Origin of the sequence: Aeromonas sp. 600276 (genome assembly GCF_049175815.1) — a bacterium.
Taxonomy (GTDB): Bacteria; Pseudomonadota; Gammaproteobacteria; order Enterobacterales; family Aeromonadaceae; genus Aeromonas; species Aeromonas dhakensis.
This window is the reverse complement of sequence record NZ_JAAKVU010000031.1, coordinates 1-24,177: the sequence shown is the minus strand read 5'-3', so window position 1 is coordinate 24,177 and position 24,177 is coordinate 1. Positions and strand designations below refer to the sequence as shown.

The following is a 24,177-nucleotide window of genomic DNA, read 5'->3' as shown; positions in this document are numbered from 1 at the left end:
GTCGTCATGGCCGACCAGTCAGGCACTAGCAGGGATCGGGCCAACTGACGCTCAGCACGCTGCCGGCTCACGCCGGCCGCCTGCCAGGGGGTTGGATGGCAAGGCGCTGTGCAAATTGCGCCGGCCGGTCTGCAAAACGCAAAAAATCAGATTCATTTTGGGCCTGATGTGCGTTGCTGTGAGGGGCGAGAGCGCGACATGCAGGGCTGCACGGGGAATTGCACCGGCTGGCGTGCCCCTTGCATTGGCTGACCTCAGATGACCCAAGATCCGTTGCTTGGTGGCTGGGAGGCCCTATGAGACTCGGAGTAAACCAGATAGCCATGCTCTATTACGCCGCCGGCCTCTTGCTGATGAAGGGGATCTCCCTGCTGATGCTGCCGGTGCTGACCCACCTGCTGGCGCCCCGGGAGTATGGCCAGCTGGAGGTGCTCTTGACCATCATCAACTTGGGCTCCCTCATCCTGGGGTTCGGGCTGGTGGACGCCCTCTACCGCTTCGCCGGGATGGCGGCAGATGAGGGCGAGCGCAAGCAGGTGGTAGCGCGGGTGTTCGGCCTGGTCTGGATCATCGCCCTGGCGAGCCTGGTGCTGCTCTGGTGGCTGGCGCCCCTGGTGCAGCGGCTGCTGCCAACCGAAACCCGCCTTGCCGATGTGCGCTGGGTGCTCAGCGCTTTGCCGTTCGAGGGGGTGATCGGGGTGCCGCTGGCCTGGCTGCGGATGCGCAATCAGGCCCGTCTCTTCTTCGTGGCCACCGCCGGCAAGGCGGTGATCCAGTCCCTGCTGACCGCCTGGTGGCTCTGGCTCGGCTGGGGCGTGAGCGGAGTGCTCGCCTCCGGCACCCTCACCTGCGTCGGGCTGGCGCTGCTGCTGAGCCTCTGGCAGTGGCGCGATGGTGGCATCCGCTTTGACTGGCAACACTACCGCCCCCTGCTGCGCTACGGCCTGCCGCTGGTGGTGAGCGGGCTGGCCGGCTTTGCCTTGAGCGGGCTGGATCGCTGGCTGCTGGCCGAACACGTCGGCGAGGCGCTGCTGGCCTACTACGCGGTGGCGGGCAAGCTGGCGTTGGCGGTGGGACTCCTGCTGCAACCCTTCGCCCTCTGGTGGTATCCGCGCCGCTTCATGCTGCTCAAGGAGCCGGACGGCCTGCGCCTGAACGCCCACTACAGCGTGCTGGGCTCCGTGCTGGGGTTCGCCACCGCCGGGGTGGTGGGGCTCACCGCCCCCCTGCTCATCCGCTGGCTCACTCCTGAGAGCTATCACGGAGCCATCGCCTATATCCCGCTGCTGGTGCTGGGGATGGCGGTGCGCAACGTCTCTGACCTGCTCAATGTCGGCTGCTTCAGCGGCGAAGAGAGCAAGGCCCAGATGGTTATCAATCTGGGATGCAGTTTGCTCGGCGTCCTTGGCTTTTTGCTCGCCATTCCGCACTTCGGGGTGGCCGGGGTGATCTGGACCCTGCTGCTGGTCTACCTGGTGCGCGCGCTCGCCTTCTATCTGGTGAGCCAGCGGTTGCTGCCCTTGCCGTACCGCCTCTCGGCGCTGTGGGCGAGCGGTGCCGGCTCCCTTGCCATGATGTGGCTCGGCCAGTGGTGGGCAGGGCAATGGGCCGCCTGAGCCACGCCCTCTGGGGGCTGACCGCCACCCTGCTGGTGGCCGGACTCTGGTGGCGGCTGCCGCACCCGCTGCTGCTGCCGGTGCTGGGGCTGGCCATTCCCGCCATCTGGTTTGCCCTGCGCTGGCCGTTTCTGATGGTGCTGGGGTTCGTCACCTTCTCGTTTTTCCGGCTGCACGAGGTGTTTCCCCAGCTCTATCCCCTCAAGATCCCGCTGCTCTTCTCGCTGGCGGCCATCGGTGCCCTGGTTTGGCACACCCTGCTGACCGGTCGCATCAGGCCCTACTGGAGCCAGCCCCTCAGCTGGTTGACCGCCTTTTTCATCGTCGTCTCCATCGGGGTGCTGTTTGCCAGCAACCGGGGGGAGGCGATCGCCACCTGGACCGGCAGCTACAGCAAGATCTACCTGATGACGCTGGCCACCGCCTGGCTGGTGCGCAGGCCGGAGGACTTCGCCCTGGCGGTGCGGGCCTTCGTGGTGGCCGGCTGCATGGTGGCGCTGGTGGCGCTCTACAACAAGAGCAGCGGGATCGGGCTGGTGGAGGGGACCCGGGTTACCATAGGGCGCGAGCTCGGCTCTGTGCTGGGGGATCCCAACGATCTGGCGCTGGTGCTGCTGTTTCCCGCCGGCTTCTCCTTGAGCCTGCTGCTCAACCAGAACGGCCTGGCCGGGCATATCCTGGGGGCGGTGGGGTTTGTACTGGTGGGGGCTGCCATCATCGCCACCCAGAGCCGCGGCGGCCTGCTCGGGATCTGCGCGGTGAGTGGCCTCTTTGCCTGGCAGCGGGTGCAGTCGAAAACCGTGCTGATCCTGTGCGGCACCCTGGCGCTGCTGGTGCTGTTTGCCGCCGCCGGGATAAGCGACAGGGCCTCCGGCGGGGCGGCGGAGAGCGGGGTGGATGCCTCGGCCATGGGACGCCTTTACGCCTGGCAGGCCGCCTGGGGCATGGCGCTGGCCCATCCGCTCATCGGGGTGGGGCTCTCCAACTTCTACTACAACTACTTCTTCTTCAGCCCCCACTGGGACGGCCTCAACCACGCGGTGCACTCCACCTGGTTCGGGGTGCTGGCGGAGACTGGCTTCGTGGGGCTGTTCATCTTCATCGGCATGGTGGTGGTCACCCTCTACCGGACCTGGCGCTGCTCACTGGATGGCATGCCTCCTGCAGTAGTGACTGCCATGCAGGGGGTGATGGCGAGCATGGTGGGGTTCGTCATCTCGGGGTCCTTCCTGACCCAGGGCTTTACCTGGCCCATCTATCTGGAGCTGTCGCTGGCGGTGGCAGCCATCAAATATGTCCGGCAGGCCAGAGAAACGGAAATGGCCATGGCCGAGACGGAGCGGGATAAACCAAACAAGGGAGCTGAGTCATGAGCGCAACCCCCATTTTGCTGGTGCATTACGGCGATAACTGGATCCGTGGCAGCGAACGCTGCCTGCTGGATCTGCTGGCCCACCTGGATCGCAGCCGCTTTGCCCCCCTGCTCTGGTGCAACAGCCAGCAGCTGGCAGAGGAGGCCGCCCTGCTCGGGGTGAAGGCGGTGGTCGAGCCTTTTACCCTGCTGCTGGGCTGGCAGGCTCCCCGCTTCGATCTGACCGCCCACCGGGCCCTGTGCCAGCGGGCGCAGGCGCTGATAAGCGAGCATGGCATCACTCTGGTGCATGCCAACAGCGCCGCCCCCTGCCAGTGGCTGGCCGGGGTGTGTCGCAAGATGAAGGTGCCGCTGGTGTGCCATCTGCACGCCCGTTATCAGCCCAGAGACAGGTTTACCCTGCGGGTGCATCAGGCCAACGTGCTGATCGGGGTGAGCCAGCCGGTGCTGGCCCCCTGGCGAGAGGATGGCTGCGAGCACAGACGGCTGGTTCACATCGCCAACGGAGTGGATGGGGGGCGGCTCAATCGTGACGCGCCTTGGCCCGTCAGCAGCCTGCCCGGGCTGCCGGCGGGGGAGCTGATCCTGGCCACCATAGGGTCGCTGATCAAGCGCAAGGGGGTGGACTTGCTGATCCGCTCCCTGGCCGAGCTCTGCGCTCAGGGGGGCAAGGCGCAGCTGCTGGTGATTGGCAGCGGCCCCGAACTGGCCGCGCTCACGGCATTGGCCGCTGAGCTGGGAGTGGCCGAGCGGGTGCACTTTCTCGGCGAGCGGTCTGACAGCGCCGCCATTCTGCGCGGTGGGGTGGATCTGCTGGTCTCCGGTGCCCGCGAGGAGGTGTTCGGCCTCACCCTGGCCGAGGCCGGCACCCTGGGGCTGCCGGTCAGTGCCTATCGGGTGGGGGGGATCCCCGAGGTGGTGGAACACACGGTGACGGGCCTGTTGGCCGATCCCGGCGACTGGCGCCAGATGGCTGCCCATTGGCAGCGGCTGGGCGATGCCGGATTGCGCTACCGGCTGGGGCGGGCGGGGCAATTGCGCGCCAGCCAGCTGTTCACGGTCAAACGCTATGTGGAGAAGGTGAGCGAGCTCTGGTCGGCGGCACTCTCGGGGCGCTGGGACAATCCCGAGCTCCCCCCCTATGGGCGCATGGTGCGCTGGCTCGGCCAGCGGCTGCTGGCCAGGGTGGGTCTTGCGGGGGAAGGGGGGCTGCTTGGCGGGAGCAGGGCGGCGATCGGATCGGATGAAGGAGCTCCATCATGAAGCCGCACCATGAGTCGACTGTTGGCAAGGCCGGTCGGGGGGAGACGCTGCTGGTGGTGGATCCCATCTCTTTTCGCGGCGGCTCCAAGGTGGCCACCGAGGTGATCCTGGCGGGGTTGACCGACCGTTTGCCAGCCCTGACACTGCATGTCCTGACGCCGGACTTGGACTCCTGGCCCGGGTGTCGTCACCATTCGCTCTGGGTGCCCACCTTGCTGCGGGGGCGCGAGTCGGGCCTGGGGTATCTGCTCAAGCAGGGGTGGCAGAGCCTGATGATCCTCTGGCTGATATGGCGGCTGGGGGAGGTGCGCGGCCTGCTGGCGGCCTCCGGCCCCGGGGTGGATCTCTGCTGCTACTGGGCCGCCCGGATCGCGGGGATCCCGGTGGTGCAGCTTATTCACGGCCCGGTGGGCTGCTCCGGCATGTCGGCAAGGGCCCTGTGGCGCGCCAGCCAGGTCTTCTATCTGGAGGCCGCCCGCCCCTCGCTCTCGGCCCTGATTGCCCGCCTTGGCGAGCGCGACTTTCCGCCCCGCTGGCAGCCCTTCATCAACGGGCTGTGCGAGGCGAGCTGGCCCACGGCCACGACCGGCGGCTCCGGCATCTTGTGGGCCGCCTCCTTGCTCAAGTGGAAAGGGCTGGAGACCATGCTGGCGGCGCATCAGCAGCTTGCCGAGCCCCGTGCGCCGCTGACCGTCTGCTATCTGCAACCGCGCAACATACTGCAACCTTGCAGCGACCCCCGGCCAGATCTGCCCGATACCCGCTGGCATGAAAACCCCGGCAACCTTGACGAGATCAGGGCCGGCTGCGGCATCTTCGTCTCCACCAGCCATCAGGAGCCCTTCGGCCTCTCCATCCTGGAGGCCATGGCCGCCGGCCTGTGCGTGGTGATCCCGGCAGATGGGGCCTGGTGGGATCGCCACCTGACCGACGGGGTGAACTGCCGTAAATATCAGCCTGACAGCGCCGATGAACTGGCGCGCGTGCTGGCGGCGCTGCAGGAGGCTCCTGCGGTGGCCATGGCCATAGGGGACAATGCCAGGCTGCATGCGGCGGCGCATTACAAGGCGAACGAGACGGGCAGAGAGATGGTGGAGGGGCTGGCACGACTGCTTGAGCGGGCCGAGCCTGAGTGCGCCGCGAAGCGCCCTGGCCCGGCGCTGTAGCGGCGCGTCACTCCCAGCATCGCGGCCTTGCCTTATGGCAAGGCCGGCTCGCTCATGCTGGCGACTGTCTGCCAGAAGGCCTCGATGAGAGGCCCCTTGCTGTGGGGCGGGCGAATAAGGCCTATGGTCCAGCAGGCTTCCCCCTCGGTCAGCGGCAGGGTCAGCACGTCCGGGTGCTCTATGGTGGTGGAGGAGGGCACCAAGGTCCAGGCGATGTCGGCGGCGGCGGTGGCGACCCCGGCGGCGAAGTCGTTGACGTACTGGATATCGCGAAAACGCAGCCCGCTCTGGGCCAGGTAGTGCATCAGGTGATCGTAAAACGAGGGGGCCTTGTCCCGGCGCAGGATGGCCAACGGCTTGTCCACCAGATCAGCCAACTTGCTCACGCCGGCGTAGCTCGCCGGCAGCACGGCGACAAAATGGGCCCGCACTACCGGCAGGCACGGCCACCCCTTGGGGGCGGGCAGGCGGCAGAAGCCGAGATCCAGCTTGCCTTCGCTCAGGGCCAGCAACTGATGGTGGGTGGAGAGATCGTTGAGCTCTATGGTCACCTGGGGGCGTTCGGCCCGAAATTGCGCGATGGCGGCGGGCACCAGCAGCTTGGTGGCGACCCCGAAGCCGATGCGCAGGGTGCCGCTGTTGCCGGCCAGCACGTCGCGGGCGCTGCGTGCTAGCTGCTCGCTGGCGGCCATCAGGGCGCGGGCATCCTCATAAAGGGCGCGCCCCAGCACGGTGAGACGGGTACTGCTTGCATTGCGCTCGAACAGCTCGCCGCCCAGCTCCTCTTCCAGCCGGCGGATCTGCTTGCTCAGCGCCGACTGGGTGACGTGCTGGCGCACCGCCGCCTGGCCGAAGTGCAACACCTCCCCCAGGGTGACGAAGGCCTTCAGATCCCGCAGTTCCATGTCGGCTCCTGTGATTCCTGTTTGGAATGTTGAATGGTTAAATTTGTCATTGGACGGAATTTTAGAACTGTTCGATGCTAATGCCAATTCCATTGGGCACCGCCAGTCGGTGCGATCAAGGTGGCCAGCCCACCGCCGCAGAAGGAGCAACCCCAGATGCATCACCACAAGTTCAACGACTTCCCGCAAGATTTTCTGTGGGGCGCCGCCTCCGCCGCCTATCAGGTGGAAGGGGGCTGGGACGCCGATGGCAAGGGGCCCTCGGTGTGGGATCTGTTCACCAAGCTGCCGGGCAAGACCTTTGAGGGGAGCAACGGCGACGTGGCGGTGGATCACTACCACCGCATGGAGGAGGACGTGGCGCTGATGGCCGAGATGGGGCTCAAGGCCTACCGCTTCTCGGTGAGCTGGCCGCGCATCTACCCGACCGGCCGCGGCGAGGTGAACGAGGCGGGGCTCGCCTTCTATGAAAAACTCATCGATACCCTGTTGGCCCACCAGATTGAGCCGGTGCTTACCCTCTATCACTGGGACCTGCCGCAGGCGCTGCAGGACGAATACGGCGGCTGGGAAGACAGACGCATCATCGCCGATTTCGAGCGCTACTGCGTGACCCTCTATCAGCGCTTTGCCGGCAAGGTGAAGTACTGGGTGTCGCTCAACGAACAGAACTACAACCTGACCAACGCCTATCAGCTCGGCACCCATCCGCCCGCAGTGCAAGACCGCAAGCGCTTCTTTGCCGCCAACCACATCGCGTTTCTGGCCAACGCCAGGGTCATCAAGGCATTTCGCCAGCACGTGCCGAACGGCCTCATCGGACCAAGCTTTGCGTACTCCCCCGCCTATCCGGCCTCGTGCGATCCCAAAGACATGCTGGCTTACGAGAATGCCGAGGAGTTCACCAACCTCTGGTGGCTGGATGCCTACTGCTTCGGCCGCTACCCCCAGGCGGCGCTCGCCTACCTGCGGGAGACCGGCGAGGCGCCCCAGATCCTGCCGGGCGATCTCGAGCTGTTGCGGGAAGGGACCCCCGACTACATAGGCGTCAACTACTACTACACCCTGACCTATACCGACAACCCCCTCGGCGGCCAGACGATGCAGCGCATCAACACCACGGGCAAGAAGGGCACTACGCCGCCAAGCGGCATTCCCGGCCTCTACAAGACGGCCCTCAACCCGCACCTGGAGACCAGCAACTGGGACTGGGCCATCGACCCGACCGGGATGCGCATCGCTCTGCGCCGGCTCTCCTCCCGCTACGGCCTGCCGCTGATGATCACCGAGAACGGCCTCGGCGAGTTCGACAAGCTGGCGGCAGGGGACAGGGTGCACGACGACTACCGCATCAACTATCTGCGCAGTCACGTCAAGGCGTGCCAGGAGGCGCTGCAGGACGGGGTGGAACTGCTCGGTTATTGCGCCTGGTCGTTCACCGACATCCTGAGCTGGCTCAACGGCTACCAGAAGCGCTACGGCTTCGTCTATGTTGAGCGGGACGAGCAGGGGGGCTCCCTGCGCCGCCTCAAGAAAGACAGCTTCTACTGGTATCAGACGGTGATAAGCTCGGGCGGCAAGATACTGTAACCAAATCCATCCCCTCGACGGGCCCCGCCAACTGGCGGGGCCCGTTTTTTTGTCCGTCTGCCGGGCCGACCCGCGCCGCATCCGGGCATGGCACTTGCCGGATTGATCCAACTCATCTTTTTGTCAATTAGCGTGTGCGGATGGCGGCTGCAAACCGGCGGGAGGGGCAATCTGGTTTAGATTCAATATGTTTACGCGGCCCCGAAGAGGGATCTATCACCTTGGCAGAGGTGGAAGCGCATCATGCACCACAACAGCTCTCATCCCCGCTGCGGCGGGCTGGTTGCCCAGCAGGTTGATCTGCGCCAGCTGGTATATGCCCTGTCGGCGTCGCTGGATCTGGTTGGCATCGGCGATGTGGCACACGGCAAGCGGGTCGGCATCATGGCCGCCGAGTGTGGCAAGGCTCTGGGGGCCGTTGAGAGCGAGCAGGCCTGCCTGTTCGAGCTGGGGGTGCTGCATGACATCGGCGTCTCCTCCACCTTCATCCACAGCCATCTGGTCAGCGAGTTCGACTGGGAGTCTTCCCAGCGTCATTGCGAGGTCGGTTACGATCTGCTCAAGGATTTCCCGCCGCTGGCCCCGCTGGCGGAGCCCATCCGCTATCACCACACCCACTGGCATCAACTTGTTCGGCAGCAGGGGATGACGGCCACGGTGCGGCGCCAGGCCAACCTCATCTTTCTGGTGGACCGGGTCGATGCCCTGGCGGCCCCGCATTATGGGGACGGCTCCCTGCTGATGCACACCCAGGAGATCCGGCAGCGGATCGAGGCGTGCGCCGGCGAGTTCTTCGACCCCGAGCTGGTGGCGGCCTTTTTGCGGGCCTCTCTGCCGGAGGCATTCTGGCTGCAGCTGGAGGGGCGCGCCATCACCGACTACATGCGCGGCATGCTGAGCGAGCGGGAGCCCTGCCTCACCAGCAACGGCGAGCTCAAACAGCTGGCGCGCATCTTTTCGGCCATCGTCGATGCCAAGAGCCCCTTCACCGTGGCCCACTCCCTCGGGGTGGCCAGGCTGGCCCGGCGGCTGGCCCAATGGATGGGGATTGAAGAGGGACGCTGCGAGCAGCTGGAGATCGCCGGGCTGCTGCACGATCTCGGCAAGCTGCGGGTTCCCGACGAGATCCTCGACAAGGCGGGAAAACTCGATGAGCGGGAGCGGGCCATCATCAACACCCACAGCTTTGAAACCTATCAGATTTTGCGCCACATCGACGGCTTCGAGGAGATTGCCCTGTGGGCCTCCTATCACCACGAGGAGCCCAATGGCTGCGGCTACCCCTTCCACCTGACCGCCGAGGCGATGCCGCTGGAGGCGAGGATCCTGCGGGTGGCCGACATCTTCCAGGCCATGGTGCAGCACAGACCCTATCGGGCGGGGCTGAGCGCCGACGCGGCGCTCGCATTCTTGCAACAGCTGGCGAGCCAGGGGCGGGTCGATGTCGACGCCGTGGCTACCCTGGCGGCGCACCTGCCCGAGGCTCACCAGGCCGCCAGCGGTCAGACCCAGGCGGCCCAGAGAGTCCTCGGCGTCGGTGAGCGGACGCCTTAGAGGAACATGCCGCCGGAGGCCTCGATGCGCTGGGCATTGATCCAGCGGCTGTCGGGGGAGAGCAGGGCGGCGATGACGCCGCCGATGTCCTCCGGCTGGCCCACCCGGCCCAGCGCGGTCTGACTGGCGATGAAGTCGTTGACCGCCTGATTGTCCCGTACCACACCCCCGCCAAAATCGGTCTCGATGGCTCCCGGCGCCACCACGTTGACGGCGATGCCGCGTGGCCCCAGCTCCTTGGCCAGATAGCGGGTCAGCACCTCGACCCCTCCCTTCATGGCCGCATAGGCGGCATAACCGGGCAGCGCGAAGCGGGTCAAGCCGCTCGACAAATTGAGGATGCGCCCGCCATCGCGCAGAAGTGGCAGCAGCTGCTGGGTCAGAAAGAAGACCCCCTTGAGGTGAATGTTGAACAGGGTGTCGAACTGCTGCTCGCTGGTCTGCTCGATGCTGGCGTGAATGCCGATGCCGGCGTTGTTGACCAGAAAATCGAACCGATCCCGCTGCCACGCGCCCAGCTGCTCGCGCACCTGGCTGGCGAAGGCGGCAAAGCTGCTGCTGTCGGCCACATCGAGGGGCAGGGCATGGGCCCTGACGCCGAGGGCGGTCGCCTCGGCCACCACGGCCGCCGCTTCATCGGCCTGACTGCGATAGGTGATGATGAGGTCGACGCCGCGGGCGGCGAGGGCCAGCGCCGCCTGTTTGCCAAGGCCGCGGCTGGCGCCGGTGATGAGTGCGATGGGATGGGTCATGAGAGGACTCCTGTCTGTGGTCATGGGCTCGGGATGAGCCGGTGTGATCACTCTATTGCTCGTTGTTGATTGGATAAATAAGGCGATAATGAATGCACTGTTCCGATTAGCGAGACAATGGCGCCATGGATCAACTGGATGCGATGAGGATGTTTGTGCGGGTGGCGGAGCTGGAGAGCTTTACTCGCAGTGCCGAACAGCTGGGGATCCCCAAGGCGACGCTCTCGGCGGCCATCCGCCGGCTGGAGGAGCAGATGGGCACCCGCTTGCTGCAGCGTACTACCCGGCGGGTGCAGCTGACCACGGATGGCCGGCTCTGTTACGCCCGTTGTCAGGATCTGCTGGCAGACATGGAGGAGTTCAACGGGCTGTTTCGCCAGCAGGGGCAGCTGAGCGGCCAGCTGCGAGTGGACATGCCGGGCCGGATGGCCCGCCATCTGGTGATGCCGGCGCTGCCCGCCTTTCTGGCGGCGCATCCCGCCTTGCAGTTGATGCTGAGCAGCACGGACCGGCGGGTCGACCTGGTGCGGGAGGGGTTTGACTGCGTGATCCGGGTCGGGGCGCTTGAGCCCTCCAGCCTGGTGGCGCGCCCCCTCGGCCACTACCGCCAGATCAATTGCGCCAGCGCCGCCTATCTGGCCCGCTACGGGACGCCCCGCAGCCTGAGCGAGCTGAGCGGCCATCGGCTGGTGCACTACGGCAGCAGCAGCGGGCCCAGAGAGAGCGGTTTCGAGTATCTGCAGGCGGATGGCTCGCGCGCCGTGCTGGCGATGAGCGGGGCGCTCACGGTGAACGACAGCGAATCCTATCTGGCGGCGGCGCTGGCCGGGCTTGGCATCATCCAGCAGCCGCGAGTCGGGGTGGAGCCACTGCTGGCCAGCGGCGAGCTGGTGGCCATCCTGCCAAAGTGGCAGGCGCCCCCGCTGCCCATTCACGCCCTCTATGCCCATCGCCGTCAGCTGGCCCCCCGGGTGCAGGCCTTCATCCAGTGGCTGAGCGGCATCCTGGCGTCAGCGCTGGGGCCTGACGGCCCGCGCGATGGCCTGGCGACGCGGGCAGGGATGGACGCAGCCGATTGATGGCTTGACGCCAATCCCCACCTGAGGCGGGTCTCTCTATGGCTGCCATCGACAATCCCGGTTTGGCGCCGGCCGGGTGGCTTGGCATAATGGCGCCCCACACGGGTTGGTCGCCCCTTTGCGGTGTGGCCGGCCCCAGCAACAGTGCAGAGGAGATGTGATGAAATTTATCGGAGCCCACGTCAGTGCGGCCGGCGGGGTGGAGAACACCATCGCCCGCGCCCAGGCCATCGGGGCCAACGCCTTCGCCCTGTTTACCAAGAACCAGCGCCAGTGGCAGGCGGCGCCGCTCTCCGAGACCAGCATCCGCGCCTTCAAGCTGGCCTGCGAGAAGGGGGGCTTTCGCCCCGAGCAGATCCTGCCCCACGACAGCTACCTCATCAATCTGGGTCATCCCGACCCCGATGGCCTCGCCAAGTCCCGCGATGCCTTTCTGGACGAGATGAAGCGCTGCGAACAATTGGGGCTTTGCTACCTCAATTTTCATCCGGGCAGCCACCTGAAGCAGATCCCGGAGGCGGCCAGCCTCAAGCTGGTGAGCGAATCCATCAACTGGGCGCTGGAGCGCAGCGAAGGAGTGACGGCGGTGATCGAGAACACCGCCGGTCAGGGCACCAACCTCGGCTGGTCGTTCGAGCACCTGGCCACCATCATCGACGGGGTGGAAGACAAGAGCCGGGTTGGCATCTGCTTTGACACCTGCCACGCCTTTGCCGCCGGCTACGATCTGCGCACCGCGGAGAGTTGTGCTGCCGTCTTTGCCGAGTTCGACCGGACGGTGGGTTTCCAGTATCTGAAGGGGATGCATATCAACGGCGCCAAGTGCACCTTCGGCAGCCGGGTCGACCGCCACCACAGCCTGCGCGAGGGGAACCTGGGGGAGGCGGTGTTCCATCACATCATGAATGATCATCGTTTCGACGACATTCCGCTGATCCTGGAGACCATTGACGAGTCTATCTGGGGCGACGAGATCCGCTGGTTGCGCAGCTTGGCGCAGGCATGATGATTGACCGGCAGAGGGCATAAGGAGACAGGGATGCAAGAGAGAACAAGCGAGCAGCCGCTGCGCTGGGGCATTGCCGGCGCGGGGGCGATCGCCTGCCGTTTTTGTCAGGATGTGAACGGGCACGCCAGTGGCAGCCGGGTGGTGGCGATCGCCGCCCGTGATCAGGGGCGGGCGCAGGCCTTTGCCGACGAGCAGGGCTTGCCCCACGCCCATGGTAGCTATCAGGCGCTGGCGGCGGATCCCCTGGTGGAGGCGGTCTACGTGGCGGTGATCCACCCGGAGCACACCGCCCTGATCGAACGCATGCTGCTGGCGGGCAAGCACGTGCTGGTGGAAAAGCCGGCGGTGACTCGCGTCGCAGATTGGGATCGGCTGGTGCGGCTCGCCGCCGAGCGGGGCCTGCTGCTGATGGAGGCGATGAAGGTGATGTGCTTCCCCGCCATGCGCGCATTGCTGGGGCGACTGTCGGCCCTGCCAGCCCCCGACAGGCTAAAGGCGGCCTTCGGCTCGGTGCAGACGCGGGACGGCAAGCTGTTCGATCCGGCGCTGGATGGCGGCGCCGCCTGGGATGTGGGGGTCTACCCGCTCTGGCTCTATGCCGCCCTCTGTCACCAGTTGGGGCTGGCGGCGGGTGAGCCCGAGGTCACGCTGTCTCGCCGTGAGGGCGAGGTGGATGAAGCCGCCCGCTTTGATTTCGCCAGCCCGCTCAAGGCCGAGCTGGTGGCCTCCATCGTCGAGGATCTCGACAAGTCGGCCTGGCTGTCCGGGCCCGGCTGGGCGCTGGAGCTGGTGGGCAAGTGGTGGAACCCCCAGCAGATCGTCTGGCTTGGCGGCGCCCCCCTGCCGGCCTGGCCCCACGACATCGCGCTGCCGGTGGCGGGCGGTGGCATGCAGCACGAGGCGGATCACTTTGCCGCCTGCGTCAGGGCGGGCATCACCGACTCCCCCTGGGTGCCGCAGGCACTGACCAGACAGGTGCTGGGCTGGGTCGAGCGGGGATTGCTGCCCGCGAAACGCTGAGTCACCAGGCAGAATGACCAAGGGGGAGAGCCAGGGCTCTCCCTCTTCCATTGCTGCCGATACCTGGCGGCAAGGGCCATGCCGGGCAATAGGCTGCCCGATCATCCCATTGGCTCAGGTGCTGCTGATCTGGCTGGACAACACATCCTCTTGGGCGCGGCAAAATTGCAGAAAGCGGCGCAGGGCGGCGGAGTGATACTTCTGCCGGTGCCAGATGAGGGAGAGCTGGCGGGGAAAGCGGCGGGCGAGGGGCAGGGCCACCAGACGACCTGCCTGCAGCCGATCCGACACCGCAAGGTGGGAGATGAAGGAGATGCCGAGCCCCTTCTCGACCGCCAGCATCACCGCCTCCAGGGTGTTGAGCTCGAGCCCCGCCTGCCAGCGGGGCAGCTCGGGCTGGATCTGCTGCTCGAACTGCTCTCGGCTGCCGGACTGGGGCTCGCGCAGCACCCAGGTCTCATCGCTCAGCTGGGCGAGGGAGAGGCGATGGCGGCCGGCGAGGGGGTGAGCGGGCTGGGCCACGATCAGCATCTCGTCGTGGAGCCAGGGCTCGCTGACCAGGTCCGGGTGGTGGTTCTCCCCCTCGATCAGCGCCAGATCCAGCTCGAAGTTGGCCAGCAGGTGGCAGAGCTGGTGGGTGTTGGTGATGGTGACCCTGGGCGGCTGTCCCAGCTCCTGCTTGCTGGTGGCGAGCAGGGCCGGCAGCAGGTAGTTGCCTATGGTCTGGCTGGCGCCCAGACGCAGCTGGCCGCTCGGTTCGGCATCCGGGCTGAACAGGGTTTCGATGTCCTGCATCCGGGTCAGCAGCTCTTCGGCCGCCGGTTGCAGCAGGCGCCCCTCGTTGTTGAGCTGCAGCCTGGGGTGAATGCGATCGAACAGCGGGGTGGCGAGCTGACGCTCCAGCTCCTGCAACGACTGGGAGACGGCGCCCTTGCTCAGGCACAGTTCATTGGCAGCCAGCCCCAGATTGCCGTAACGGGCGATGGTGGCAAAGACCTTGAGTTGTTGCAGGGTCAGCTTCATGTTTGGAAATCCTGAACGATTGATTTAATTCATTTAGATATCGTAAACGATGGCCGCTCATTATCCTATGCCCATCGTCTCTCACATGAGGTTTCAGACATGATCGCAAGAACCCGTCAATCCCTGGCCGCTGCTCCGACCCCCATGGCAGGACTGGCGCTCGGGATCGCCAGTCTCGGTTGGTGCTGGGAAAATGCCGGTCACTTCGATGGCCGCCTGCAGTTGCTGGGTGCCGCCGTTGCCGCCGTGCTGCTGGTGATCCTGACCTTCAAGTTTCTGCTGCACCCGCGCCTGCTGTGGCAGGATTTGGCCCACCCGGTGGTCGGCAGCGTGGTGCCCACCTATGCCATGGGCACCATGGTGGTCTCCAAGGCGGTCGGCATGCTCAACGCCGGTCTGGGGGAGGGGCTCTGGCTGTTTGCAGTGCTGCTGCACCTGGGGTTCCTGGCCACCTTCGTCTGGCATCGGGCCAAACAGTTTGAAATCCACCACATGGTGCCGAGCTGGTTCGTGCCGCCGGTGGGGATCATAGTCGCAGACGTCGCCTTCCCGGGCGGCCAATATGCCGCGCTGGCCAACGGCCTGCTCTGGTTCGGCATGCTCTGCTACGGTCTGATGCTGCCGCTGATGCTCTATCGCCTCATCTTCAGCCATGAGGTACCGGATGCCGCCAAACCGACCATCGCCATCCTGGCGGCGCCCGCCAGCCTGTCACTGGCCGGCTACCTGACCGTGAGCGAGCAACCGTCTTTGCTGCTGGTAGCCGTGCTGCTGGGGATCGCCGTGCTGATGACCGGCATCATCTATCTGGCCTTCATCAAGCTGCTGCGTCTGCCGTTCTCGCCGGGCTATGCCGCCTTCACCTTCCCGCTGGTGATCGGTGCCACCGCCCTGTTCAAGGTGAGCCATCTGGTCGAACAGTGGCCCCAGGCGGCCGAGTACGTCGAGCAGATCCGGCTGCTGGCCCACTTCGAACTGGGCGCCGCCACCCTGATCGTCGGTTACGTGGCCCTGCGCTACCTGATGTTCTTCCTGCCGCTGGGCAACGACGAGCTGGCATCCGGCATGGTTCGTCGCTAGGAAATGGCCGCAAGAGGGCCGGGATAAGGGGGCCGGTGAGCAGGTCCGCGCAAGACGGACGCCACCGAACAGATGACGACAAGGCGCTCCACCTCGGGTGGGGCGCTTTTTTTATGCACTTGCCTGCGCAAACCCGCCCGCTTTGTTGGTCCCGACCGGGGTGGCTCCTTCGCCAAAGCCATGATGAATTTAACTGGTATTACCTGTCAGGATGAATACAATGCAGCTCCCTTTCCCATGCTTGACCCCATCCATGTCTTCCCATGATCCCGTGTTTGACTCTCGTTTCGAGACCCGATTCCTGCATCCGCGTTACTGGTTCAGCTGGCTGGCGCTTGGCGTCCTGATGCTGCTGGCCTTCGTGCCGGTGAGGCTGCGCGATCGGCTGGCTGCCGCCCTGGCGCCGCTGGTGTTTCGCATCTCGAAAAAGCAGGTCTACATTGCCAGAACCAACCTGGCCCTCTGTTTCCCGCAAAAGAGCGAGGCCGAGCGCGACGCCATCCTGATGACCTCGATCCGGGTCGGCCTCAAGAGCCTGCTCGGCTTTGGCGAGTTCTCGGTGCGCAGCCCCGCCTATCTGATGAAGCGGATGCGGGTCACTGGCTGGGAACATATCGAGGCGGAGCAGGCGGCCGGCAGACCGGTGATCCTGGTGGTGCCCCACAGCTGGCCGGTGGACGCGGCCGGTTACTACTTCACCCAACGCGGGGTGCCCATGTGCACCATGATGAAGCGGGCGCGCAACCCGGTGTTCGACTGGCATCTGAACCGCGCCCGGGCCCACAATGGCTGCCGCGTCTATGAGCGCAGCGCCGGCATCAAGGCGGTGATCCGCACCATCAAGGAGGGGAACAACTTCTTCTACCTGCCGGATCAGGATCATGGCCGCGAAAAGAGCATCTTCGCCCCCTTCTTCGGTCAGCCCAAGGCAACCCTGCCGGCCTTGCCGCGACTGGTGCAGGTGAGCGGCGCCAAGGCGGTGCCGCTGCTGGCCTGCTATGACGAGGCGCACCACTGCTACCGGCTGGAGATAGACGCCCCCTTTGACAACTATCCCACCGACGATGTGATGGCCGACACCTGCCGGATGAACGACATGGTGCAGCAGCAGCTCAGCCGGGATCCGGGCCAGTACATGTGGTTTCTCAAGATCTTCGACACCCGCGAGGATCAGGTCGGGCTGGATGGTCGCTACGAGGCGGGGATCCAGCGGATCCGCCGCGGGTTGCAGCCGCTCTCCTGATGAGCAATTCCTTGTTGGTACTATGGCCCTGCGGGGCCATTTTTATTGCCCCTCTGCCGGCTGGCAGGGCGAGCAGTCGAGCCGGCGCCTGCCCCAACCGGGCCCGCGCCAGCCCAAAGTGGAAAATTTTGTCAGGATAATTAAAATAACCGTTTATTTTCTATGACTTGATGGCGGCCATGTCCTCACACGATCCGGTTTTCGATACCTCATTTCATCCCCGTCTGCTCCATCCGCGCTGGTGGGGCAGCTGGTTGGCGCTCGGCCTGCTCTGCCTGCTGGGACTGCTGCCCCATGGTCTGCGTGACCGGCTGGCCGACCGGCTGGCTCCCCCTCTGCTGCGTCTGTCCAGGAAGCAGGCCTATATCGCCGACACCAACCTCAAGATCTGCTTTCCAGAACTTGACGAGGCGGGCCGTCAGGCCCTGTTGCTCAAATCGATCCGGGTGGGGCTCAAGACCTTCATGGGCTTTGCCGAGCTGACCCTGCGCAGCGCCGATCACCTGGCCGGCCGCATCAAGGTGCGCGGCTGGGAGCACATAGAGGCAGAGCAGGCCGCCGGCCGGCCGGTGATCCTGGTGGTGCCCCACACCTGGGCGGTGGACATGATAGGCCGCTACTTCGCTATCCGGGGCATGTCCATGTGCACCATGATGAAGAGCGCCAAGGATCAGGTCTTCGACTGGTACATCAACCGCGAGCGGGCCAAGGGGGGCAAGGTGTATGAGCGCAGTGCCGGCATCAAGCCGGCCATCAAGGCGATCCGCGGCGGCGCCAGCTTCTTCTACCTGCCGGATCAGGATCACGGCCGCGAGGCCAGCATCTTCGTGCCCTTCTTCGGCCACCCCAAGGCGACCCTGCCGGCCCTGCCCAAGCTGGTCAAGCTGACCGGCGCCAAGGCGGTGCCCATCCTCGCCTGCTATGACGAGGAGGAGGGCTGCTACCGGCTGGAGATCGAGGCCCCCTTCGATCCCTATCCCGGCACCGATCTGGAGGCCGACGTTCGCGCCATGAACGACATGGTGGAGCAGCAGCTGCGCCAGCACCCGGAGCAGTACATGTGGTTCCTCAAGATCTTCGAAACCATGGAGCATCCCCAGGGGCACGAGGGCTTCTACGAAGAGGGCATTAAGCGGATCCGCGGCGACCTGCCCCCCGAAAACTGACGCAATGGAAGGACCGGCGCCCGGGCGCCGGTGGCACGGCACAATCTGGAATAGGCAAGCGCACCGGAAGAGGCTATCTTCGGGGGCGCACACAGGGTGAAAGGGCGGGCATGAAAACTCCAAATCGAATCCAACCTCTGGTTGACGACGGCCTGGTTGACGAGGTGATCAGCCGGCTGATGAGCGGCAAAGAGGCCGATGTTTACGTGGTGCGCTGCGGCGACGAGATCCGCTGCGCCAAGGTGTACAAGGAGGCCGCCAAGCGCAGCTTCAAGCAGGCGGTGGTCTATCAGGAAGGGCGCCGGGTGCGTAGCAGCCGCGATGCCCGCGCCATGGAGAAGGGCTCCAAGTACGGCCGCAAGCAGCACGAAGAGGTGTGGCAGAACACCGAGGTGGATGCCCTGTTCAAGCTGGCCGCCGCCGGCGTGCGGGTGCCGCGGCCCTATGTCTGCCTCGATGGCGTGCTCTTGATGGAGCTGGTGACCGATGCCGATGGCAACGTGGCGCCCCGCCTCAACGACGTGGCCCTCAGCCGCGAACAGGCGCTGGCCGACCACGCCAGGGTGATCCGCTACGTGGTGCGCATGCTCTGCGCCGGCCTCATTCACGGCGACCTGTCGGAGTTCAACGTGCTGGTGGATGAAGAGGGCCCGGTCATCATCGACCTGCCCCAGGTGGTGGATGCCGCCGCCAACAACCAGGCGAAGTCCATGCTGGAGCGGGACGTCGACAACATGCGCAACTACTACGGCATGTATGCCCCCGAGCTGCTCAAGACCCGTTACGCCAGGGAGATGTGGGCCCTCTATGAAGATGGCAAGCTCACCCCCGACAGCGAACTGACCGGGTTGTTCGAAGAGAGCAACGAGCGGGTGGATCTTGACGCCGTACTGCACGAAATCGAGAGCGCCGAGGAGGAGGCCCTGGCCCGCCAGGCACGGCTGAAGGCAGAGCAGGAGGAGGGCTACTGACGCCCAGGCTCTTGCAACCAAGAGACGACTGAGCGCCTGCGGGCGCTCTTTTTATGGCTGCGAGTCAGCGGCGCCTTGCTGGCGGGTGGGGTGGGGCTGGATCTGGTAAAAGTGCACCCAGCAGCGATCGCCAGCATGGTAGCAGCGATCCAGCAATTGCCCGCCGGCGGCGGCAATGACCTTGAGCGAGGCGGGATTTGCCTCGTCACAGCTGATGAGCACGGGGCCGGTCAGAACATGGCGTTGCAGCCAGCCGAGCAGGGTGCGGGCCACCCCTTCACCGCGGCGGGAGGGGCGGGTTTCGTATCCGATGTGGCCGAGCCACTGGCGGGTCGCCGGGGTGTCGCCGTGGCGCAGGCGCAAGGTGGCGAGGATCTCTGCCCCCTCGAGGGCAAAGTAGGTGGTGGTGGGCGGGTAATCCGGCGGCAGGCGCTCGCCAGCGGCGTGGGCGAGCAGCTCCTGCAGCCACTGATCCGGGTCGAATTGCGCCACCTGATAGAGGGGCAGGCCGGCGGCGCCACACTCGGCCACGTAGCGGCGGTAGGCGGGGCCATCGGCAGGTTGCGCGGCCCGACACTCGATGACGGCTGTCACGGGTGCAGCTCTGCCGCTTGCAGCAGGCGTGGCTCGCTGTGGTGGGCCTCGCGGATGCAGGCGCGCATGCGCCCGCTCTGCTTGGCGGCATAGAGCGCCTGATCCGCCCGCAGATAGGCCTGCTCGAAGCTCTCTCCCGTCTGCAGCGAGGTCAGCCCCATGCTGAGGCCGATGGGGCCGCCCGCCAGCGGGCGGGTGGCTTCGGTGACCCCCTGTTGCAGGGCGTGGCAGTAGCCAGGCAGCGTCTGCGGCGTCTCCATCACCAGCAGCGCCAGCTCGTCGCCACCGAGGCGCCCGGCCAGTGCCGCCGGCGGCAGGCTCTCCCGGATCACCCGGCCCACCGCCCGCAGCATGGCATCGCCGGCGGGGTGGCCGTGGCGGTCGTTGATCTGCTTGAAGTTGTCCAGGTCGATCAGCAGCAGCTGCCAGGGACGGGCGCTGCGGCAGGCCCGCGCCGCCAGCTGCTGCTCGAAATGGTGGCGGCTGTCCAGCCCGGTCAGGGCATCCTGGTTGGCGCGCCGCTCCAGCTCGCGCTGGGTGGCTAGCATGGCCTGCTGCTGGCGGGTGTGCACCAGACTCAGCAGGATGAAGCTGCGGGCAATGGTAAAGAGCAGGCTGAGCAGGATCACCGGGCCGAGCAGGGGGTCGGTCAGGCTGGAGGCGGCCGACTCTGGCCACCACTGATGCTTGGCCATCCTGAGCAGCTGCAGGGCCAGTTGCAGGGCGAGCAACAGGATGGCGAAGCGCAGCACCCGGTAGGCGGGGGCCAGCCGCTGGTAGCGCCAGAGCTGCCACAGCAGCAGGCCAATTTGCAGCGAAAGCACGCCGGAGAGGGTGATGATCCGGCTGTGCACATCGGCCAGCGGTTGCTGCGAGGCCACCAGGGCAAACAGCAGGAAGCCGGCCAGGGCGAGGAGCGGGCAGAGCCAGCCGAAGCGGTCGGCCTCGCGCCGGAAAAAGTGGCGCAAGCCCCGCTCATAGAGCAGCGGGGTGACGATGATCAGCAGGTTGGTGAGCAGGATATTGGCAAGGGACGTCTCCCCCGTGAGGGGGCGCAGCAGCAGGCAGCCAAAGGCGGCGGCGATGGCCAGCTCGCTGGCCGACCAGTAGAGCAGGGCGCGCAGCGGTCGCTGGGTATGCCACAGGTAGGCGAAAATGGCCGCGACCCCGACGTGGGACAGGCTGACAAACAGCACCAGGCTCAGCAACTGGGCCGAGGAAAACAGACTCTGCATCAAGGGTGTGGGCTCTTCCTGCCGGTAACGGCGCTATGGTCTCAGGGCCGGGTGACTGGGGCGGATCACAGCATGAATTGTGCCGCTGAGCAATGGCTTGGATGGTCTGGGCAGGATAGTGCCAACCCCCCAGTTGCCGGCGGCTGACACGACTAATCAGGGACGGGGAGTGACGAAGGGCCATCCCCCGCTTACGTCGACCTCAGTCGACCGCCACCGGCAGCCGCATGACGGTGGCTTCCCGGCCGAGGTGGGCCAGCAGACGGCGCACGTCGTCGAGGCGAATAAGCAGGGTGGCGGTATTGACCAGCGGGTGGCACTGTACCCGCTCGGCTTGCCAGATCGTCTCATCCACCACCAGCTCCACCGCGTTTTCCCTGTCTCGTACCATGGCGAGCAGGGTGACCGAGCCCGGAGTGAGGCCGAGCACCGCCTCCAGTCGCTCGGGCGAGCCGAAGCTCAGCCGTTTGACGCCAAGGGCGCTCGCCAGCGCCTTGAGATCGACCCGGCTCTGCTCAGGGGTCACCACCAGAAACAGCCGTTCGCTCTTGGGGTCGCGCAGGAAGAGGTTCTTGGTCTTGACGGCGGGCAGGTTGGGCAACAGCCGGCTGGCCTCCTCGCAGGTGAAGACGGGGGCGTGATCGATGCGCTGATAGGAAATGGCCAGCTGATCCAGCAGAGAGTAGAGCGCCACCATGACCTCCTGATGTTGGCTGACGAGCGGGGTGAGTCGATGGGCGAACATGGTTGCCACCGGCAGTGCGTGTCCGTCTGGCCGAGCATACCAGTTTGCACCGCCCCTCGCAGCCGGCGTGGCAATGGCAGCCTGGCGTGCCAATTGCAGTAAAGCACTGTATGAACGTACAATGGTCCCACACCTATGTTGATCCCGATGACTGGCATGACCGACCACCCTCCCATCCCTCCTGTTGCCCCGCCGCGCGACGGCTTTATCCTGACCCGTCACGGGCGGGATGTGCGCGGCCGCGGCGAGCAGCCGGAGCGCACCGAGATCGTGATGTGGCTCTGGAGCGAACAGGGGCCGGTGCGGGTGGTGGTGCCGGGGCAGGAGCCGGTCTTCTTCCTGCCGCAGAGCCATATGGCGGAGGCGGCGGAGCTGTTCAAGGGGGCCGGGGTGAGCGGGCGGTTTCGCCGCCTGCCGATGCACACCTTCGACGGTCGCGCCGTGGTGGGCTGCTATTTTGCCACCCTGAGCGCCTTTCACCGCGCCATCGAGCTGCTGCTCATCCGCGGGCTGGAGCACTTCGAGGCGGATATCCGGCTGCCTGAGCGCTTTCTGATGGAGCGCTTCATCACCGCCGGTGTGCGCTTCGAGGGGCGCGCGCGCAAGAAGGGGGGCAAGCAGGGCTACTGGGAGGTGAACGAGGCGCGCTGCGCACCCCAGGCGGTGACGCCGACCCTCTCCTGGGTGTCGCTGGACGTGGAGTGTGCCATGGACGGGGCCCTCTTCTCGGTGGGGCTCTATAGCGAGCAGGATGCGCGGGTCATCATGATCGGTACGCCTGAGGCCGATGCCGACAGCTGGGGTACCCAGGTCGAGTGGGTGGCGGACGAGAGCGCTCTGCTGAGTGCGCTGGAGCGCTGGTTTGCGCGGCACGACCCCGATCTGGTGATCGGCTGGAACGTGGTGAACTTCGACTTTCGCCTGCTGCTGCGCCGCGCCGAGCTCAACAAGCGGCGGCTGCGACTCGGCCGTGGCCACGAGCTCTGCTTCTGGCGCTCATCGCGCAACGACCCCCAGAGCGGCAGCGTCATCATCCCCGGGCGCATGGTGCTGGATGGCATCGACACCCTCAAAAGCGCCACCTGGCAGTTCCCGAGCTACAGCCTGGATGCGGTGGCGAGCGAGCTGCTCGGCCGCGGCAAGGACATCGAGGACGTGGCCAACCGGGGGGAGAAGATCACCGAGCTGTTTCACTCCGACAAGGAGGCGCTGGCCCGCTACAACCTGGAGGATTGCAAGCTGGTGTGGGAGATCTTCGACTACTGCCACCTCATCCCCTTTGCCATCGAGCGCGCCTCCCTCACTGGCCTAGAGCTCGACCGGGTCGGGGGCTCGGTGGCGGCATTTACCAATCTTTATCTGCCACGGCTGCACCGCGGCGGCTATGTGGCGCCCAACCTGCCGGCCGATGGCGGCTTGGCAAGTCCCGGTGGCTATGTGATGGACTCCAAACCGGGTCTCTATCGCCACGTGCTGGTGCTCGATTTCAAGAGCCTCTATCCCAGCATCATCCGCACCTTTTGCATCGATCCCATGGGGCTCATCGAGGGGCTGCAACACCCCGACCACGCCATCCCGGGTTTTCGCGGTGCCCTGTTCTCCCGCGATCGCCACTTCCTGCCGGATCTCATCGCCACCCTGTGGGCGGCGCGGGATAGAGCCAAGGCGGCTCGCAACAAGGCACTCTCCCAGGCCATCAAGATCATCATGAACTCCTTCTACGGGGTGCTGGGCTCGGGGGGCTGCCGCTTCTACGACCCGCGGCTCGCCTCCTCCATCACCTTGCGCGGTCACGGCATCATGCAGCAGACCCGTGAGTGGATCGAGGGGGAGGGTTTCGAGGTGATCTATGGTGACACCGACTCCACCTTCGTGCACCTGGGGCGCGAGACCAGCCCCGCCCAGGCGGACGAGATTGGCCGGCGCTTGGCCAGTATGATCAACGACAACTGGACTGCGCTGATCAAGCGGGAGTTCGATTTGCCGAGCTATCTGGAGATCCAGTACGAGACCCACTATCGCCGCTTCCTGATGCCCACCATTCGTGGGCTGGAGAAGGGGAGCAAGAAGCGTTATGCGGGCTTGGTGGCAGGCCATCAGGCAGGTGAAGAGGAGCAGCTGGTGTTCAAGGGGCTCGAGTCGGTGCGCACCGACTGGACGCCCCTTGCCAAGGCGTTCCAGACCCGCCTCTACGAGATGGTGTTTCACGACCAGGATCCCAGCGGCTATGTGCGCACCATGGTGGATGAGACCCGCGCCGGCCTTCATGACGAGCTGCTGGTCTATCGCAAGCGGCTGCGCCAGAAACTCGAGGAGTACCAGAAGAACGTGCCGCCCCACGTGCGGGCGGCGCGCCTGGCGGACGAGGAGAACCTGCGCCGCGGTCTGCCTCAGCGCTACCAGCACAGGGGCACCATCGCCTACCTGGTGACTCTGAATGGCCCCGAACCGCTCGAATACCGGCGCAGCGCCATCGACTACGAGCACTACATCGACAAGCAGCTCAAACCCATCGCCGATGCCATCCTCCCCTTTATCGGCGAGTCGTTCGAGCGGATCTGCGGCCAGCAGCTCGATCTCTTCTGACTGGGCAACGCTGTGGCCATGGCCTGACAATGGCCGCAGCGGGTCAAGAGGAGGCAGATGAGAGGGGAGAGAAGGGATAGTCAGAGAAGAGAAATGCAAAAAGCCCGCTCGAGGAGCGGGCTTTTCAAATCTGGTGCGTCCTAGTGGATTCGAACCACCGACCCCCACCATGTCAAGGTGATGCTCTAACCAGCTGAGCTAAGGACGC

At 65.7% G+C, this 24,177-nt stretch carries 20 protein-coding genes and 1 tRNA gene; 14 read left to right on the top strand and 7 right to left on the bottom strand.

Annotation, left to right across the window (positions count from 1 at the left end):
* The first annotated feature begins 296 nt into the window (after positions 1-296).
* The 4 genes from G5134_RS20660 to G5134_RS20645 are packed head-to-tail and all read left to right on the top strand — an operon-like array spanning position 297 to position 5,417.
* On the top strand, positions 297-1,616 hold the full coding sequence (locus G5134_RS20660) for a lipopolysaccharide biosynthesis protein (RefSeq protein ID WP_065017055.1): 1,320 nt from the start codon (positions 297-299) through the stop codon (positions 1,614-1,616).
* Positions 1,604-2,989, top strand: a complete 1,386-nt coding sequence (locus G5134_RS20655; RefSeq protein ID WP_421232164.1) for an O-antigen ligase family protein — start codon at positions 1,604-1,606, stop codon at positions 2,987-2,989. The genes G5134_RS20660 and G5134_RS20655 overlap by 13 nt, the downstream gene beginning before the upstream one ends.
* Positions 2,986-4,251, top strand: a complete 1,266-nt coding sequence (locus G5134_RS20650) for a glycosyltransferase family 4 protein (protein ID WP_065017057.1) — start codon at positions 2,986-2,988, stop codon at positions 4,249-4,251. The genes G5134_RS20655 and G5134_RS20650 overlap by 4 nt, the downstream gene beginning before the upstream one ends.
* The gene (locus G5134_RS20645; RefSeq protein WP_065017058.1) at positions 4,248-5,417 is read left to right on the top strand and encodes a glycosyltransferase family 4 protein; all 1,170 of its coding nucleotides are present in this window, start codon (positions 4,248-4,250) and stop codon (positions 5,415-5,417) included. The genes G5134_RS20650 and G5134_RS20645 overlap by 4 nt, the downstream gene beginning before the upstream one ends.
* A gap of 32 nt (positions 5,418-5,449) precedes the next feature.
* Here the strand turns inward: G5134_RS20645 and G5134_RS20640 are convergent, their stop codons facing one another.
* The gene (locus G5134_RS20640; protein ID WP_065017059.1) at positions 5,450-6,322 is read right to left on the bottom strand and encodes a LysR family transcriptional regulator; all 873 of its coding nucleotides are present in this window, start codon (positions 6,320-6,322) and stop codon (positions 5,450-5,452) included.
* A 156-nt stretch (positions 6,323-6,478) separates the two neighbouring features.
* Between G5134_RS20640 and G5134_RS20635 the strand changes: the two genes are divergently transcribed.
* Entirely contained in the window at positions 6,479-7,912 is a 1,434-nt protein-coding gene (locus tag G5134_RS20635) for a glycoside hydrolase family 1 protein (protein WP_065017060.1), read from the top strand.
* Between the two features lie 243 nt (positions 7,913-8,155).
* Positions 8,156-9,466, top strand: a complete 1,311-nt coding sequence (locus G5134_RS20630) for an HD-GYP domain-containing protein (RefSeq protein WP_421232163.1) — start codon at positions 8,156-8,158, stop codon at positions 9,464-9,466.
* On the opposite strand, the gene G5134_RS20625 is transcribed toward G5134_RS20630, so the two are convergent.
* The gene (locus G5134_RS20625) at positions 9,463-10,218 is read right to left on the bottom strand and encodes an SDR family NAD(P)-dependent oxidoreductase (RefSeq protein ID WP_005301360.1); all 756 of its coding nucleotides are present in this window, start codon (positions 10,216-10,218) and stop codon (positions 9,463-9,465) included. The genes G5134_RS20630 and G5134_RS20625 overlap by 4 nt on opposite strands.
* A gap of 125 nt (positions 10,219-10,343) precedes the next feature.
* Here G5134_RS20625 and G5134_RS20620 point away from each other — a divergent pair, with 125 nt between their 5' ends.
* From G5134_RS20620 to G5134_RS20610, 3 genes are all read left to right on the top strand, one after another.
* On the top strand, positions 10,344-11,297 hold the full coding sequence (locus G5134_RS20620) for a LysR family transcriptional regulator (protein ID WP_201970823.1): 954 nt from the start codon (positions 10,344-10,346) through the stop codon (positions 11,295-11,297).
* A gap of 160 nt (positions 11,298-11,457) precedes the next feature.
* Positions 11,458-12,303: a deoxyribonuclease IV gene (gene nfo, locus G5134_RS20615; RefSeq protein WP_219325681.1), complete on the top strand. Its 846-nt coding sequence runs from the start codon at positions 11,458-11,460 to the stop codon at positions 12,301-12,303.
* 33 nt (positions 12,304-12,336) lie between these two features.
* Positions 12,337-13,326: a Gfo/Idh/MocA family oxidoreductase gene (locus tag G5134_RS20610; protein WP_337079496.1), complete on the top strand. Its 990-nt coding sequence runs from the start codon at positions 12,337-12,339 to the stop codon at positions 13,324-13,326.
* A gap of 114 nt (positions 13,327-13,440) precedes the next feature.
* Here G5134_RS20610 and G5134_RS20605 read toward each other — a convergent pair whose 3' ends face one another.
* Positions 13,441-14,349, bottom strand: a complete 909-nt coding sequence (locus G5134_RS20605) for a LysR substrate-binding domain-containing protein (protein WP_123246210.1) — start codon at positions 14,347-14,349, stop codon at positions 13,441-13,443.
* A 99-nt stretch (positions 14,350-14,448) separates the two neighbouring features.
* Between G5134_RS20605 and G5134_RS20600 the strand changes: the two genes are divergently transcribed.
* The 4 genes from G5134_RS20600 to G5134_RS20585 all read left to right on the top strand — a co-directional run bounded on the left by G5134_RS20600 (position 14,449) and on the right by G5134_RS20585 (position 18,809).
* On the top strand, positions 14,449-15,429 hold the full coding sequence (locus G5134_RS20600) for a TDT family transporter (RefSeq protein WP_054544830.1): 981 nt from the start codon (positions 14,449-14,451) through the stop codon (positions 15,427-15,429).
* A 253-nt stretch (positions 15,430-15,682) separates the two neighbouring features.
* Positions 15,683-16,672, top strand: coding sequence for a lauroyl-Kdo(2)-lipid IV(A) myristoyltransferase (gene lpxM, locus G5134_RS20595; RefSeq protein ID WP_337079495.1), 990 nt, complete (start codon positions 15,683-15,685; stop codon positions 16,670-16,672).
* 170 nt (positions 16,673-16,842) lie between these two features.
* Positions 16,843-17,838, top strand: coding sequence for a lauroyl-Kdo(2)-lipid IV(A) myristoyltransferase (locus tag G5134_RS20590; RefSeq protein ID WP_192897156.1), 996 nt, complete (start codon positions 16,843-16,845; stop codon positions 17,836-17,838).
* Between the two features lie 110 nt (positions 17,839-17,948).
* Entirely contained in the window at positions 17,949-18,809 is an 861-nt protein-coding gene (locus G5134_RS20585) for a PA4780 family RIO1-like protein kinase (RefSeq protein ID WP_065017069.1), read from the top strand.
* Positions 18,810-18,860: 51 nt separating this feature from the next.
* On the opposite strand, the gene G5134_RS20580 is transcribed toward G5134_RS20585, so the two are convergent.
* The 3 genes from G5134_RS20580 to G5134_RS20570 all read right to left on the bottom strand — a co-directional run bounded on the left by G5134_RS20580 (position 18,861) and on the right by G5134_RS20570 (position 21,335).
* Positions 18,861-19,403: a GNAT family N-acetyltransferase gene (locus tag G5134_RS20580; protein WP_065017070.1), complete on the bottom strand. Its 543-nt coding sequence runs from the start codon at positions 19,401-19,403 to the stop codon at positions 18,861-18,863.
* Positions 19,400-20,638, bottom strand: coding sequence for a GGDEF domain-containing protein (locus G5134_RS20575; protein ID WP_065017071.1), 1,239 nt, complete (start codon positions 20,636-20,638; stop codon positions 19,400-19,402). Before G5134_RS20575 ends, G5134_RS20580 begins: the two co-directional genes overlap by 4 nt.
* Before the next feature lie 202 nt (positions 20,639-20,840).
* Positions 20,841-21,335, bottom strand: a complete 495-nt coding sequence (locus tag G5134_RS20570) for a prolyl-tRNA synthetase associated domain-containing protein (protein WP_197495589.1) — start codon at positions 21,333-21,335, stop codon at positions 20,841-20,843.
* 195 nt (positions 21,336-21,530) lie between these two features.
* On the opposite strand from G5134_RS20570, the gene G5134_RS20565 reads away from it, so the two are divergent.
* Positions 21,531-23,969 (top strand): DNA polymerase II, encoded by a 2,439-nt coding sequence (locus G5134_RS20565; RefSeq protein WP_197495590.1) that lies wholly within the window; start codon positions 21,531-21,533, stop codon positions 23,967-23,969.
* A 131-nt stretch (positions 23,970-24,100) separates the two neighbouring features.
* On the opposite strand, the gene G5134_RS20560 is transcribed toward G5134_RS20565, so the two are convergent.
* A tRNA-Val gene (locus G5134_RS20560) sits at positions 24,101-24,177 on the bottom strand.